12 protein-coding genes and 1 tRNA gene are annotated in these 15,425 nt (G+C 34.2%); 9 read left to right on the top strand and 4 right to left on the bottom strand.

The annotated features are described in order from the left end of the window. Positions 1 to 184 precede the first annotated feature (184 nt). Positions 185 to 397: a DUF1540 domain-containing protein gene (locus ABE048_RS09970; RefSeq protein WP_430311032.1), complete on the bottom strand. Its 213-nt coding sequence runs from the start codon at positions 395 to 397 to the stop codon at positions 185 to 187. Between the two features lie 334 nt (positions 398 to 731). Here ABE048_RS09970 and ABE048_RS09965 point away from each other — a divergent pair, with 334 nt between their 5' ends. The 6 genes from ABE048_RS09965 to ABE048_RS09940 all read left to right on the top strand — a co-directional run bounded on the left by ABE048_RS09965 (position 732) and on the right by ABE048_RS09940 (position 5,052). Beyond that, positions 732 to 899, top strand: a complete 168-nt coding sequence (locus tag ABE048_RS09965) for a YfhD family protein (protein WP_430311031.1) — start codon at positions 732 to 734, stop codon at positions 897 to 899. Positions 900 to 910: 11 nt separating this feature from the next. Then, on the top strand, positions 911 to 1,099 hold the full coding sequence (locus ABE048_RS09960; protein WP_430311030.1) for a small, acid-soluble spore protein, H family: 189 nt from the start codon (positions 911 to 913) through the stop codon (positions 1,097 to 1,099). A 192-nt stretch (positions 1,100 to 1,291) separates the two neighbouring features. Then, a tRNA-Arg gene (locus tag ABE048_RS09955) sits at positions 1,292 to 1,365 on the top strand. A gap of 167 nt (positions 1,366 to 1,532) precedes the next feature. Next, positions 1,533 to 1,697 (top strand): hypothetical protein, encoded by a 165-nt coding sequence (locus tag ABE048_RS09950; protein ID WP_430311028.1) that lies wholly within the window; start codon positions 1,533 to 1,535, stop codon positions 1,695 to 1,697. Positions 1,698 to 2,335: 638 nt separating this feature from the next. After that, on the top strand, positions 2,336 to 3,742 hold the full coding sequence (locus ABE048_RS09945; RefSeq protein WP_430311027.1) for a YfcC family protein: 1,407 nt from the start codon (positions 2,336 to 2,338) through the stop codon (positions 3,740 to 3,742). Between the two features lie 305 nt (positions 3,743 to 4,047). Further along, a complete protein-coding gene (locus ABE048_RS09940; RefSeq protein ID WP_430311026.1) occupies positions 4,048 to 5,052 on the top strand; it encodes a nucleoid-associated protein in 1,005 nt (334 codons plus the stop codon). A 139-nt stretch (positions 5,053 to 5,191) separates the two neighbouring features. Here the strand turns inward: ABE048_RS09940 and ABE048_RS09935 are convergent, their stop codons facing one another. Then, positions 5,192 to 5,926 (bottom strand): class I SAM-dependent methyltransferase, encoded by a 735-nt coding sequence (locus tag ABE048_RS09935; protein ID WP_430311024.1) that lies wholly within the window; start codon positions 5,924 to 5,926, stop codon positions 5,192 to 5,194. A 441-nt stretch (positions 5,927 to 6,367) separates the two neighbouring features. Between ABE048_RS09935 and ABE048_RS09930 the strand changes: the two genes are divergently transcribed. After that, positions 6,368 to 7,756 carry a TldD/PmbA family protein gene (locus ABE048_RS09930; protein ID WP_430311023.1) on the top strand — a complete coding sequence of 463 codons (1,389 nt, stop codon included), beginning with the start codon at positions 6,368 to 6,370 and terminating at the stop codon, positions 7,754 to 7,756. A 3-nt stretch (positions 7,757 to 7,759) separates the two neighbouring features. Continuing rightward, positions 7,760 to 9,106, top strand: coding sequence for a TldD/PmbA family protein (locus ABE048_RS09925; protein WP_430311021.1), 1,347 nt, complete (start codon positions 7,760 to 7,762; stop codon positions 9,104 to 9,106). 454 nt (positions 9,107 to 9,560) lie between these two features. Here ABE048_RS09925 and ABE048_RS09920 read toward each other — a convergent pair whose 3' ends face one another. Continuing rightward, entirely contained in the window at positions 9,561 to 9,908 is a 348-nt protein-coding gene (locus ABE048_RS09920) for a DoxX family protein (RefSeq protein ID WP_430311019.1), read from the bottom strand. A 247-nt stretch (positions 9,909 to 10,155) separates the two neighbouring features. On the opposite strand from ABE048_RS09920, the gene ABE048_RS09915 reads away from it, so the two are divergent. Next, the gene (locus tag ABE048_RS09915) at positions 10,156 to 10,860 is read left to right on the top strand and encodes a DUF899 domain-containing protein (RefSeq protein WP_430311048.1); all 705 of its coding nucleotides are present in this window, start codon (positions 10,156 to 10,158) and stop codon (positions 10,858 to 10,860) included. 52 nt (positions 10,861 to 10,912) lie between these two features. Here the strand turns inward: ABE048_RS09915 and ABE048_RS09910 are convergent, their stop codons facing one another. Then, positions 10,913 to 15,127, bottom strand: coding sequence for a hypothetical protein (locus ABE048_RS09910; protein WP_430311017.1), 4,215 nt, complete (start codon positions 15,125 to 15,127; stop codon positions 10,913 to 10,915). Between the last annotated feature and the right edge of the window lie 298 nt (positions 15,128 to 15,425).

Here is a 15,425-nt window from a genome sequence, read left to right as displayed (position 1 = left end):
ACGCTTCTGTCATTAATTAGTCATACGATGCCTGCTATTGCATTACATAAAAAAACGTTGATACTTTCAACGAAAGAGGGGCTAATCCACTAATGGACCGCCCCTCTTTAATTTCAATGTTTAGATCGCTACAAAAACCAATTATTTTGACTACAATCATAGCTATTCGATTTATATACGCTTATCAACTTTTAGGTTTAAACGTTTTACAACAAGTATCCGCGGAATGACTTGCTTCCTCTGAAATAGCATATACGTCAAATTCTGAAGCAAACTCTGTATTCCTATTTTGGGAGCGATAGTCCATCTCTACATCGATTTTCTCGGCTCCACAAATATTGTCTTCTGCATGAAAAAAACAATTCGATACAGTACAGTTCACTTTTACATTTGGCATAGCGATCCTCCTCATTGATCTATTATGAAAAATATAAAAGGATTTTTTCTTCCTCTTCTATACTCTTCACATTGTATTTTAACCAATCACCGTATTTTTATTTTTAATCATATGACGTTTATTGTATGAATACTGAACTTTGTTATGAAATATTTTCAATTGCCTTCCTTTCACTCTTTAATTCTTTAATACCTACTTATAAATTTTAAAATGTGCTTTTAATATGAAAAATACATAATAGTTTAAGCATACAATGCATAGTTTCTTTTTATGATTAAAAATACATTTCAAAGCCATAATAAGAATGATTCAAATTGAAAGGAGAATTCATCTTATGGGCAGAGATAATAAACAAGGTAAAAGTAAGAATAAAAGCTCATTACCTCAAACTCCAAAAAACGAAAAAATAGCACCTCAACAAGCAAAAGAAGAGACAGCTCAGGAGTTACTTGAGCTAGAAAACTTAGTTGCTAAAAACAAGAAAAAAAATAAACAAAGATAGGTGGTTATCATATGGAATATCAACGTGCACAAGAAATTGTTGCATCACCTAAAGAATATGAAGTAAGTTATAACGGTGTTTCTGTATGGATAGATAAGCTGCTCAACGAAAGAACTGCTACTGTTCATTTGAGACATTCACTAGAAGAGCGATCCGAAGTAGATATTTCAGAATTGAAAGAGGAATACCTCGTGCATTAGCACTAGATCCCATTGGAATATTCCAGTGGGATCTATTTTGATATACCTCAAAATTCCCTCAAAATTATCTAGCTAAAATAATATCCCCCAGTTGAGTGATTTTATCAATGTAAAAAAGCTAGCTAGTTTTTTCTTGTTTTTCAAAAGTCAGAAGTGTAACATAAATACATCTTTCTTTTTTTACATACATTTGCCCTTATAGCTCAGTTGGATAGAGCATGAGTTTCCTAAACTCTGTGTCGCAGGTTCGAATCCTGTTAAGGGCACTACTTTTTTAATTTGAAATATTGAAAGTACATAATATAGTTTTAATTCTATCGTTAATAATCAGAATATTTTGCATCTTCCGATTATTTGTGTTAATATATTATTAAGGTCCTTCCCTCACAAAGCTAGGATTAAATACTTTACATTCAAAAGGAGATGAATATATATGACAAAGGTAGTATTAGTAAATGGACAGTACTTAGCAATCATTAATGAATTACATGTCGTAGAAACAAGAGAATTACCAGAAGGCATTCAACTTGGAGCGATGAGTGAAGTAGAATATGATCATGCAACGGGTCAAATTATTGTTGATGGACAGATTTGTTAATCTGAATCCATCTTTTTTTTGGAAAAATTCTTAGTTTTACATACTAAGTATAGTATCAAAAAAGTTGGTAACTTAATTACTTCTAGTAGATTCCCTCACTCCCCACTATTTAGAAAGCAGATATTTTTATCCTGAAATTCCACTTCCCCATTTTTATTGATTATTCCAATAACCTCCTGCTCCGTTTGTAAAAAATGTTTCCACTAATTATTGAAACACTCCATTCACCCTATTTGATACTTTAACTCCTACATAAACGTTTATTTTCTCATTACCATCTATAAAAATCTTTCAATTTCATATCCTAATGATTATCATCTATTCGTACTATTCAAAGCTGCATCTGCGAAAAGTCGCCCATTATTTAAATCATTTTCTGATTTTTACTTTTATATCGGAAACTTTAAATTAACCCGCCTCTTCCCTCACTTTTATAAAGAATCTAAATCTCTTCGTCCAAATCCAAAAAAACATTTCCTAAAAAAATTCAAATCTTCATCTTAAAAACGATCATATTTTATTTAAAAACACTATTGTATAAAAATCATATATTATGTATAATAACAACCTATCAATAAACAATTTAAGTCATTTTAAAAGTTTTTAATATATAAGATACATTAGGATTAGTAAGGAGCATGGCTATGTTTAAGAAAAAGAAAGCAGAAAAAGGAAGTAAAGGAGTTAATGCATATGTATTAATCTTTTCTTTAATCGTAATTTCTGCAATTTTAACGTATATTGTGCCAGCTGGACATTACGATACAAAAGTAGTGGATGGTAGAAGTGTAATTATGCCAGAGACTTTTTCATTTGTGGATAATCATCCAGTTGGTCTATTAGAATTATTTAGTGATATTCACAAAGGTATGGTGAATGGTGCAGGTACGATTTTCTTCGTATTAATTATTGGTGGTGTTTTCGGTATTATTAATGCCACAGGTGCACTCGATTCATTTATCGTAACATTTGCACGCAAAATGAAAAACCGTGAGAAATTAGTTGTTCCGATTTTTATGTTGTTCTTTGGTATTTGTGGTGCAACAATGGGGATGTCAGATGAAGTGGCTGTTTATGTAGCACTACTTGTCCCATTAACTATTGCATTAGGATTTGATGCCGTTACAGGCTTTGCTATTGTAGTAGTCGGCGCCTCAATGGGTTTCACAGCGGGCTTTTTAAACCCATTCTCCGTTGGGGTTGCACAAGGTATCGCCGAACTCCCTACATTCTCAGGGATCGGGTATCGCCTAATTGTTTTCGTAGTGTTCTACGCAACAGCAGCCATCTTTGTTTATCGTCATGCAATGAAGGTTAAGAAAAATCCTGATTTAGGAATTTACGGTAAATTTGAAAGGTTAAGTCCACATACAAAAGAAGATATGTCCATTACTTTCACATTACGTCATAAATTAGTGTTAACTGCCTTTTTATTAAACTTCGTGATTTTAATCATCGGTGTTATGAAATATGGCTGGTACATTCCAGAAATCGCAGGGTTATTCTTAATGTTCGGTATTATTATGGGGATTCTCGGTGGTCTTGGAGCATCTGAAATTGCCGATAGTTTTGTAAAAGGAACATCAGAACTAATCGGTGGTGCCTTAATCATCGGGTTAGCACAAGCTGTATTGGTCATCTTTAAAACAGGTGGTTTGATGGATACTATCCTACATTTTGCCTCCACTCTATTAAATGATCTCCCATCAACATTTACAGCTGTTGGTATGATGATTTTGCAAATGATCATCAACTTCCTAGTCCCATCACAAAGTGGACAAGCTGCACTGACAATGCCGATCATGGCACCATTAGCTGATTTAGTAGGTGTCACACGCCAAACTGCTGTACTTGCCTTCCAATTAGGTGACGGTATCGCAGCAAGCATGTTCCCTACAAATGGCGCGCTAATCGCAGCACTTGCAGTTGCAGGAATCCCATGGAACAAATGGGTGAGATGGTACTTCAAATTCTTTATTATTATCTTCATAATTTCAGTGATTTTGTTAGTGATTGCAGAAAAGATGAATTATGGTCCGTTTTAATAGATAAAATAAAAACTCTAAAGCGAATGAGATTCGTTTTAGAGTTTTTTGTGTTACTATTCAAATTTTGCAAATCATACTATTTGCAACACGTTACGCTGACATGTCATTACGCTCGTTCTGTACATTTTCCGGTATCGCATCATTTTCCGGCATTTCTCTTATTCTTCCATTCTTTTAATTCACTATGAACCCTACTCTAGAAAGCTCTCAAACATAACCTCTATTAAAAATTGGGCATGTAAAAATTGGACGTAATATGATATGGTATACTCTCTACAACTATTGATTTGAAGGTGAAGACTATGCTAGAAGTAAGTGACAGTAAATTAGCACAGTATGTGGTACATCATATTAGTGATGTTCTTGTTTTGGGAGAAGAGGCATTCTCTCAGCCAGAGGTCATGCTAGAAGCAGCCTTTACACAACTTGCATTTAACAAAATCGATTGGGATCAGCAATATGAATTTTTTCACGAAACTGACATTGGATTAAATGAAGTGTACACATATGTGAAATCTATATTTGATAATGAAAGTAGTTTCCTAGAACAATCGAAGCATATCGCTACACACTTACAAAGTGTATCCCAACATCCAAATATTAATGATGGCGAATTGTTTATTGGATTATTCGAAAATTGCCTTTGGAATACAACTGCTAAGAAGGTAATTGCCATTGTAAAAATTGATGAAAAAGAAATATTTTTGGATGTAAAAAACGAACAAAATAAAATGATTGTCAATGGTATTGACGGTATTAATGTAAAGAAAATCAATAATATGGCTATTATCGTAGATATGGGGGCTGACGAAGCACCTGCTGTCTTTATCAAAACGAAAAAGAAAGAGGATGTTATCTACTGGCAGGAGCGTTTCTTAAAGATTAAGGTAGCGGATGAGCATTATCATAAAACAAAATTAGCGTTAACAGAATGTAAAAAATACATTTTAAAAGAAGATAGTTTTACGAATACCGAGAAGTTGGGTTTTTTAAACAAAACGCTCGATTACTTTAGAAATGAAGAAGAATTCGAAGTAAGTGACTATATTGACTCGGTTTTCGAAAAGGCTGAGCCCGTACAAAAAGATATCATCATAAATACAGTAAAACCATACGAAACAGTCATTTCCGAGAGCGCGATTGAAAAGGCCGAAAAAAGTTATAAGCGTAAAATTAAACTCGATTCCAATATTGAAATTCAGGTTAACGTACGTGATATCGATCAAGTGGATGAACTAATCGAAGTCGGCTATGATGAAACATCAAATCGTAAGTTTTATAAAATCTATTTCCAAGAAGAAATATAATCATAATAGCGTATTTTACTTGGTATCACATGTTAATACCCTAAAAAATCGAGTTGACTCTTAAATAGAATCAACTCGATTCTTTCGTTTCTTTTCTAGTTTTTTTGTCTGGTAGTTCTTTGTAAATATCAATTAAAATTTATTTTCTTGATTTTATTACAATAAAAGATGGTCTACGTTCTTCACTAATTAATTTAGGCATTTGTTCTAACCCAGCAGGAGTGGACTTTGGTTCGATAATTTTTTCCAATACAAGGCCATTGTTTATAAGTGTATTTATTAATGTTGAAATTGTTCTATGATATTTAATTACTCCATCAACGTACCAATGTTGCTCCCTTTTTCCTTCTTCTTGATAATGATCCAAAGCCCAATGCAATCTATTTCCATCATGATCCTTTTCCCAGTTATCCATTTCTTTTCGAGCTGTTACAATAGGATGTTCCGTTGAGAATATGAATTCTCCATTGTTGTTTAATAAATTACTAACCTTTTCAATTAGGGTTGAGTAATCTTCTATATAATGAACTGCCAAAGAGCTTATGATGATATCGAATTTTTGATTTAGTATTTCTAAATCTTCCATAGGCATACAAATATATTCTATTTTCTCGTGACTATTTTCTTTTAAAGCATTTTCTATCATATTTCTTGAGATGTCGACACCTAAAACCTTTGATGCACCGTTCTCAACGCAATACTTAGCAAATTTACCATATCCACATCCCAAATCTAATATGCATTTATCATCAAGAGTTGAAATTGCAGATTTTATTGCTGGTTGTTCTACAAAATCATTATAGGTTACTCCACTTTCACGTAAAGAAGAATAGTTTTTAAAGAAAATCGGATTGTCATAAATATTTTGTTTCAAACATTTCCCTCCAATTTGTATTACATCTTTAATTCTAATTCCCTTGAACTAACTTTAAAAAGCAATACCATATTTTACTAATTAATCATAACTTCTTATTCTCCTTCCCTCCCCCGTTATTCTTACCGAAAACTCCTGCGGGAAAGCGAGCCAGAGAGACCCCACAGCGCAGCGAGGAGGCTCGTCGGTTCGCCCGCGGAAAGCGAAGCTGATTCCACTTCATGTTATAGCGAATTTGTACTATAAAAATTAGGGGTAAAATCGTTTTTCAGTGACCTCAACGTAGTGACGAGGAGATTGAAGCCAAACCCATGGAAAGCGCCGTCTGTAGCGGAACATCCAAGTCTGAATTGGTAAAATTAATTAAATATACAAAATTATCAAATTATTATAAAATTTACTATGGTTATTGCGTTATAATTGAATAAAGGGGGCGTAAACATGATTAAACAATCAATCATTGAAAATGTGTTGGAAGTAGCACTTTCTACAGGTGGAGATTTTTCTGAAGTATTTATTGAAGATAAATATTCAAATTCACTTGGCCTAGTTAGTAACAAAATCGAAAACAGTATTTCGGGCCGTGATTTTGGAATCGGGATTCGCATTTTCTCAGGTCTTCAAAGTATTTACACCTATACGAATGATTTCTCAGAAGAAGGATTACTTTTAGCGGCAAAAAAGGCTGCGCTTGCGATTCAAGGTGGCGGTTCGGGTACCATTCACCCGCTTCAAAAGGAAACATTTACGCCTATTCACCAAATCGCTCAAGCGCCGAAATCAGTCGAACAGGCAAAAAGAGCTACGGTTATGAGACAGGCAAATGATATTGCTCGAAATTACGATCCTCGTATTAGTCAAGTTAGAGTTCGTTACTTGGATGAAGAGCAAAATATTCTCATTGCTAATTCTGAAGGTAAATTCATTGAAGATACACGTGTTCATAGCCGATTAGCCATTCAAACTACCGCTTCAGAAGGAAATGAATTGCAAACTGGATTCTATGGTCCTGGTGCTCATGCTGGATTTGAATATATTGAGAACTTAGATTTGAATCACTATGCAGGAGAAGCAGCACGTATTGCGATAACAATGCTCCATGCAGATGAATGTCCTAGTGGGAAATTCCCTGTAATTATCGACAATGAATTTGGTGGGGTTATTTTCCATGAAGCATGTGGACACGGACTTGAAGCAACAGCTGTAGCAAAGAACAATTCAGTATTTGCCAATCGAATCGGCGAAAGAGTCGCACCAGAAATCGTAACTTATATCGATGACGGTACTCTCCCTAACGAATGGGGTTCACTTAATATTGATGATGAAGGTGAAAAAACACGAAAAAATGTCTTAATTGAAAATGGTATTTTAACAGGTTATTTGATTGATAAATTCAATGCACGTCGCATGAATGCTCAACCAACTGGCTCATCACGTCGTCAATCCTATCGCTTCAGCCCTACTTCACGTATGACGAATACTTTCATAGCACCTGGTACTTCTACACCTGAGGAAATTATAGCTGCTACTGAATATGGCATCTACGCAAAATATATGGGTGGAGGGCAAGTCAATCCTGCAACAGGAGATTATAACTTTGCAGTTGCGGAAGCCTATATCGTCAAAAACGGCAAAATTGAACGCCCTGTTCGTGGTGCAACATTGATTGGAAATGGCGCAAAAACATTGCAACTAGTCGATCGTGTTGGTAATAATCTTGCACATGGTGCTGGGATGTGTGGAGCACAAAGTGGCAGTATCCCAGTTAACGTTGGTCAGCCTATGATTCGCGTTAGTGAAATTACAGTTGGTGGGACAAAGGGGGAATAAGTAATGAAACTAAAAGAATTCCAAGAACAATTATTGCAGGATGCTCTAAATGCTGGTTTCACAGAAGTTGAGTTATATTATGAACAAAAAGAATCCTTCCAATGTATGATTTTCGAAGGCGAAATTGATAGCTACGAAACGTCTGAAGATGGTGGTCTTGGACTTAGAGGACTTTATAACGGTAAAATGGGCTATTCTTATACAGAAAAAATTGATGAAGATTCCATTTCATTTTTAATCGAAAGTGCAAAAGCAAACGCTGCAATCCTAGATGAAGATGATGGTTCGGACATTTTTGAAGGGAGTAAAAATTACGAAACGCATTGTTTTTATAATGAAGAATTGGCAAACGTTCAAATCCCTGAAAAAATCGAATTACTTCGCTCGATCGAAGAAAAAGTACGTTCATATGATGAGCGAATTGTTACGCTTGACGAATGCATCCTTTATGACTTTGCAACAGGACGCTCATTAGCAAACAGTAAAGGCCTCTCATTATCAGAAAAAAAGAATGGCTTTTTAATCTATATCTCCACTGTAGTGAAAAACGGCGAAGAAATGAAAACAGGTAGCTTTATGAAATCAACACGTGACTTTCATTCATTAAATGCCGATGAAATTGCCAAAGAAGCTGCGGAAGAAGCCCTATCTTATCTCGGTGAAAAATCAATTCCTGCAGGAAAATATCCAATCATTATGCGATATGATGCAGCGGCATCATTACTGGATACATTTTCATCTATCTTCTCAGCTGAGAATACACAAAAAAATCAATCGCTATTAAAAGGAAAAATTGGAGAAAAAGTAGCAGCAGATACCTTAACTTTGTTAGATGATCCATTCCATCCAAAAAATGCTTTAGGAGGATCTAATTTTGATGGAGAAGGTGTTGCAACAAGAAAACAGGCGATCATTACAAATGGAACACTTGTTACACTCCTTCATAACAGAAAAACAGCTAAAAAAGAGAGCTGTGAATCTACCGGTAATGCATCAAAAGCGTCTTACAAAGGAACGCTTTCTGTTGCAGCGCAAAATATGTACATTGCTCCAGGCGAAAAATCGAAAGAAGATCTCATCGCCTCAGTAGCAGAAGGAATCCTAGTTACAAAATTATCAGGTCTTCATTCAGGTACAAATACAATTTCTGGTGATTTCTCCGTTGCCGCAACAGGATTCCATATAAAAGATGGAAAGATTGCATCACCTGTGAAACAAATTACAATTGCCGGCAACTTCTATGACTTGTTAAAAAACATTGAAGAAACCTGCTCAGACCTACATTTCCAACAAAGTGGATTCGGTTCCCCTTCTCTATTAGTGAAAGAACTTTATGTAACGGTAGATTAGAGGGTTAAATAAAAAATATTGCCTGTTCTCCTACTCTGTTCGGGAAGCAGGCATCTTTCCTCTCAAAAGCCCAATTGGGAATTTTATGACTTAAAGAATGTCGATTATAAAACTGATTGAACTCATGATAACCAACCATATCACAACAATATTGACTGGGGGTTGAATTAGAGAATGTTAGTACTGTTTAGATACATTGGTATTTACTTAGTACCGATTTTAAGCATTGTTTTCTGTTTAAATCTAGTTAGTATATTAAAAAAGATAAAAACAGATGAAAAAACCGCAAAAAATACCTTTTGGATGACAACATCATTTCTTTTGATAATGTGGAGTATTACTTACTTATTAGTTTTCCGAATGTAAGCCTAGAAACACTAACATAAACTGTGATTTTATAAAACTCAATGAAAAAACATCGATTTCATATAAAATCGATGTCTTTTTTATTAATCTATAAATAATTAATGAAAAATAAAATAGATGATAAGATTGTAAGGAATAAAATCGTTGAAGTTTCTTTAAATGAATCCTTCACTCGTATATGTGTGATAATTCCACCTATCCCCGTAATTCCAAGAATAAGTGCTCCTGCCATCGAGGTGTTTGGCATCCAATAGCCCATAAGCAATAGCGCTGCGCCAGCAATTTCAACAATTCCTGTAATAACTCTAAACCTTTGAGGTAATCTCCAATATTCAAAATTTTCGACATGCATTTCGGAACCTGCAACTTTGCCAATCCCTGCTAATGCAAACACGAGAAGAAGAATTCCTTGAATAATAAAAGCTACTATTTCCATGATTTTCTCTCTCCTTTTTCGATTGACTAAATTGACGATTGCATAAAAAGTGTTACTACATTATATTCATTCCAGCTTAAATTGATTATCTAACGTTTGTTTCTACATAATCAAAGCAGTAAGCTCTGAGACAAATACTGAGTGTAAAATTCTTATGTCCTAAACAATCATTTATTAATCTAAAAATGAGATAGTATATCAGTTCTCAAAATTGGCTAGAATAAACTGGGATATTATCAAAAATGAGGTGTTAAATTTGGATAAGCATAAAATTCTTTCGAGAGATCAGTGGATTGAAGCGCGAAAAGAATTACTGCTAAAGGAAAAGGAATTCACGAGGTTGCGAGATGAACTGACCCAGAAAAGGCGTGATTTACCTTGGGAAGTTGTCAGTAAGTCATACTCATTTAATGGGCCTAGTGGAGAATTGAACCTTGCAGATCTATTTTTTGGAAAAAGCCAGCTCATTGTATACCATTTCATGTTCGATCCAAATTGGGATCAAGGTTGCAAGCATTGCTCCTTTTGGGCAGATCACTATAGTGGGATGATCCCCCATTTAAATCACCGAGATGTTTCATTTGTGTGCATTTCCCGGGCTCCAATAGAAAAACTAGAGGCATATAAAAAACGAATGGGCTGGAAGTTTCCTTGGTATTCTTCACAGCAAACAGATTTTAATTATGATTTTCAAGCCACTTTTCCCAAAGAAGATGTGGTGAATAAGAAAGCATTTTACAACTACGCATTCCAGGATCCAATGAGTCAAGATCGAGAAGGCGTCAGTGTTTTCTATAAAGATGAGGATGGAAACATTTATCATACGTATTCTACCTATGCACGAGGAATTGATATGCTAAACATCACTTATCAGTTTCTTGATTTGGTTCCAAAAGGCAGGCAGGATAAACTAGGATTAAGGCATCATGACAAATACGAAGCAAATCAATGAAAGAAAATAAAGCTGCTACCCACACGGATAGCAGCCCCATTATTCACTTCGCTCAATCTAAAATTTTCGTATACCAAGCTGGATGGCCTTTCGTTGTTTGGCTACCTTTACTGATATAGCGGAATGATACATTAAAAGCTTCTAATTTTTCCATAAACGGCTTTACTTCCTCATTCGCAACTACCCAAAGGCTTCCATCCTGTAATCGATAATCAATGATTTCAAAGCCCAGATCATTCAAGAACTTTACAATGGAAACGTTTCCTTGTATTAACACATTCTGAATGAGCTCAGGTGGGATATCATTAATCGTTGATACAGAGAATATTTTCGAATCAAACTTTTCCTTATTTGTATAGATCAATGTAGCATTTATTGGGCCATTTTCGTTGATTGGTTCTTTTTCCACTTCATTTTCTATAGTCGCATCATTTTCGTCAAAAATCTTTTGAACAACAAGTTGATTAGTCAATATGCTTTCTTGAATAGGTTTAATAGAAAGTTTTTTATTTTGGATTTGAAATTGTATACTGGGTTCCTGCTCGTTTTGAACATTCAGACTGAAATCATGGAGGACTTTTGATGTTTCTTCCTGACCAATTGGCAAAATACCCATTTCATCTAGAATAATCCAGAGTCTTTCCATTGCTTCTTCTTGATTGGCATAAAAATCTCTACCATTTATGCACCAGAATTTCCATCCTGCACGTTCAAGTGATTCTTGATGCTCTTGAATCTCTTCGTACTTTTCTGATCCTTGCCATTTATCCCCTTCACATTCAACAGCTAATCGATCGTGTAATCCCTTTATCACAAAGTCAATCTTATAAAGCCCAACCTTTACTTGAGGTGTAACATGGTACCCTTTTGATAAGATTCTTTTCAGAACATCGCTTTCAAACGATGATTCACAAAGTGGTTCCAATTGATCTACCTCTAACGGCAACCTTTCTCCGGTATCGCTTACGTCGTTTGTGAAAGGAATCATTTCCGGAACATTCAACTTCCCATCTTTCGGGAAATTCTGTTCTGCAATTTTGTATAAGGATATTTCACCATCATATAAAGAACGATTTGGAACATCTGAAATATATCGATGAATTAATTCAGCAACAGCTTCATGATTTGTACCAATAGATGGTGTACTAATTTGTTCATCATTTCCAACAACAATTACTTTTTCCCCTCTTAACAATACATTGATGGAAAATAAATCACATTGACTGCTTTCATCTAAAATAATTACATCAAATTTGTCATTCGTAATTGGGAAATGTTGAAGCACTTGATGAATCGACATCATCCAAACAGGGACTGTAGTTTGAGCTGATTGTTCTCCATCGGCCTTTCGTTCAATTTGAGAAGCCCAGGCTGCATCAGTGACGATTTCTTGAAGTAATTTCTTTTGAATTTTGCGCTCATTTTGCAGCTGCTCTTTCAACTCATTCATATTGGATTCACTTTCTTCTTTTAACCACGATTCCATTTTTCTCAATACAAAGGCTTCTTCATAGTGATCCTCTTCAAGTTTCACAGTTCCAAAATTATTTTTAATAGATTCAACTGTTAATGGAAGTTTCTCTGCTAATTTATCTATATATTTTTCCCATCTTTTTAAGTTTCGACTCACTTTATATAATTCTTTTAACTCTGTAATCAAAGCTTTCCACTGACCATAATCCTTATCTAGCATGGCCATTAGGAAATGTTTTGCAATTACATTCATATCCTCAAGTTGCGCCAAATTAGCTAACTTTTCAATTTCAAGTTCATATTTTTCTTGCCATTTTTCATATTTGATATAAAGCAATGTTTGTTCAATTTCAGTTTTCAAATTTTCGTAAAACGTTAAATCAAAAATATTCCCTGTTTGAAGCTGCTCCATTTGTAATTTCGCTGATAAATCGATTTCTTGATTTACGATATTGATTATTTGCGATAAGATCTCTATTCTTTCTTCCAATATTCGAGTGAATTCTTGTTCGGTAATATCGATTCCTGAAATACCGATTTCGTTCATATTCACATTAAATAGTCGAGCTAATTTTGTGATGATTTTCTTATATTCTATGTGTTTTTGTACTGTAGTAACATCTTCTAAGTTTTCAAGTGGTTTTCCATTTAGAATCGCTGTTTGGAATAAATATTTTGCTGATTTTCCTTTTGTCATGAAGAACAACTGATTGGGCTTTTTGCCTGATAAAATTTTCTCTCTTGCAATAATCAAATCTAACTGAATTTCACTACTTAACTTTTTAGGCAGAGTAATCGTGTGTTGTGATAAATCATTATATAAAGATTGTGCTTTTTCATTATATTGTTTTATTTCTTCTATAAGTTGAATCCAATACTCTCTTCGTTTTTCGGTAGCAAGTAATTCACGTATAAACTTACTGAAAATTTCATTCTCAACTAGCATATGATTTTCAATGATTTCTTCCACTAAAGCTTTCATAATGAGCAGTGTGGATTTTTTTGAAGACGTAAGTTCGATCGGCAAAATATATTGCAAGTCGATTTCTTCAAGTAGTATATTTTCTTCTTCAAATAACATTTTAAATGCTATTTCACTTAAAATATCATGCTCTAAAGAAGGTAAGTTGGTATGGAATAACTCTGAATCTGATTTTTTGAAAGCATTTTGTAATCTACAGAAATTCTCCCACTCTCCTGTACTTAAAGGCAATTTCATGATTAAAGGAAGTTCATCTAGTATCCATTGATAATAGACATCCGTTTCTGCAAGACGTTTTGCTACTTCATGTTTAAATAACTGCTGATTTTGATATAAAATCGGCGTACCTTCTGATTTCGCATACTTTTTCAGACTTTCTCTGCATAAAGCTTCATTTTGAATACTGTGATTTAATCGTTGCAGATTTCTTTCTACATTTTCTTTTAATGTTTGGACATCTAATTCTTGGATTTTTTCTTCTATCTTTCGAATGGATTGTTCGATTTCATTGGATATAGTAGCTTCCTCACCTAATGCAGTGACACATAAATCGCTTATTTCCTCTGGTATCATCTCTTTTAATTCTTTTAAAGGTTGATCCTCTTGCGAAGTAACAAGGATTTTCTTACCTTCAGCTAAAAAGTGAGAAACTAAATTAGCCATGGTATGTGTCTTTGCTAGTTTTGAAGGCACTTGAACAGCTACTCCATTGTAACGATTGATCCGTTTTATAATCTCTTTTTGTTGATCACTTGCATCTAATGGGAAATACACTTGATCTGATTTGGCAGATTGGATGAAATTTTCTTTTATTGAATGGTGGCTAGGTGCTTTATGTTTAGAGGAATCCCCCAAAAAGGCATGTATTGAATCTGGAAGATCAAATTGATTTTGATCAATTAATGAAATAATTTGCTGCAGATCTTTTCTTACAATGTTCGTATTTTTGGTTCGTAAAATCAACAATGACTGATCGATTACTACAGTTCCATGATCTTCATGCGTTCCTCTGCTCTTTCCAATAAACTTGCCTGCAGGATCGATTAGTTGAACCAACTGTTTTAATTCATTTGAAATGTCATCTAAAAAGCTTAATTGCTCAATTTTTTCAATTATGATCTGTATTTCATTCTTATTTGGCAAGGTTATACCACTGAATAAATCATTTTCAAATTGTAATCCTTCTGTTTCATTTTGTAATGTGATTGTGCCCGTTTTAGTATCAACGGATAGCAGTACGTTTGTAGTGAACAATGGTAGTTCAATTTCTTCTTCTCCCGATACCCCTCGCCATTTAAGTAATCCTTTTGATATTACTAATTCGATTGAATGGTTTTCTTGATCTAATCTTTTGATCAATTCGAGAAGCTCTGAATAGAGCGTATTGGTGTAGACAAATTGTTTTTTTCTTTCCAGCCATTCTTTCCATTCTGATAACCTTTGTGAATCCAATTTAATCGTTTCTTGATTTTCAATTTCTTTAAATATTTTTTCATCTAATTGTAAAATATCTTTATAAGTAGGAGTACTTAATACTTTGTTATCATCGACATTCATCCATTTGTCTAATTCAGGAAATGGGCTTGGGCTATTGAGTTCGAATTGTTCAGGATTCGGCTTATGTATCTCAAGTAGGTTCGATGTATGCCCATCCTGATTTCCAATCGTACATCCTTCAATCTCCGCTAGTTCATCCCACTTCCAGATCTTTTCATAATCTTTAATCGATCGGATAACTTTACTATCCAAAGATGAAAGAGCTAGCAAGTATTCAAAAAAACGTTTGGCTTGATCGTTCACTTGTTCTTTCAAAATAAACACCCCTATCCTTTTAAAAACTAGAAGATATAAAAAGGCTCCTTTAACTATTTAAATATATGTCTAGAAAATTAATCTATTCCTTCATTAGCAAATCGATTTTTCATTTTTTAGCACTGTTTTATATAAAATTATATTCTTCTCCAGGATTCAACATGATAAGCTCACATAAACAAACTTGGATTAAAAAAAGGCATCCATTTTGAAATAAAGACAAAATGGATGCTTTTTATGAAAAATGTTTGATTATTAATTCAGATTTGGATGTTCCGCTACAGACAGCGCTTTCCAC

It is taken from the genome of Rummeliibacillus pycnus, assembly GCF_050459865.1.
Lineage (GTDB): Bacteria > Bacillota > Bacilli > Bacillales_A > Planococcaceae > Rummeliibacillus > Rummeliibacillus pycnus_B.
This window is presented reverse-complemented; position numbering and strand designations above follow the sequence as displayed.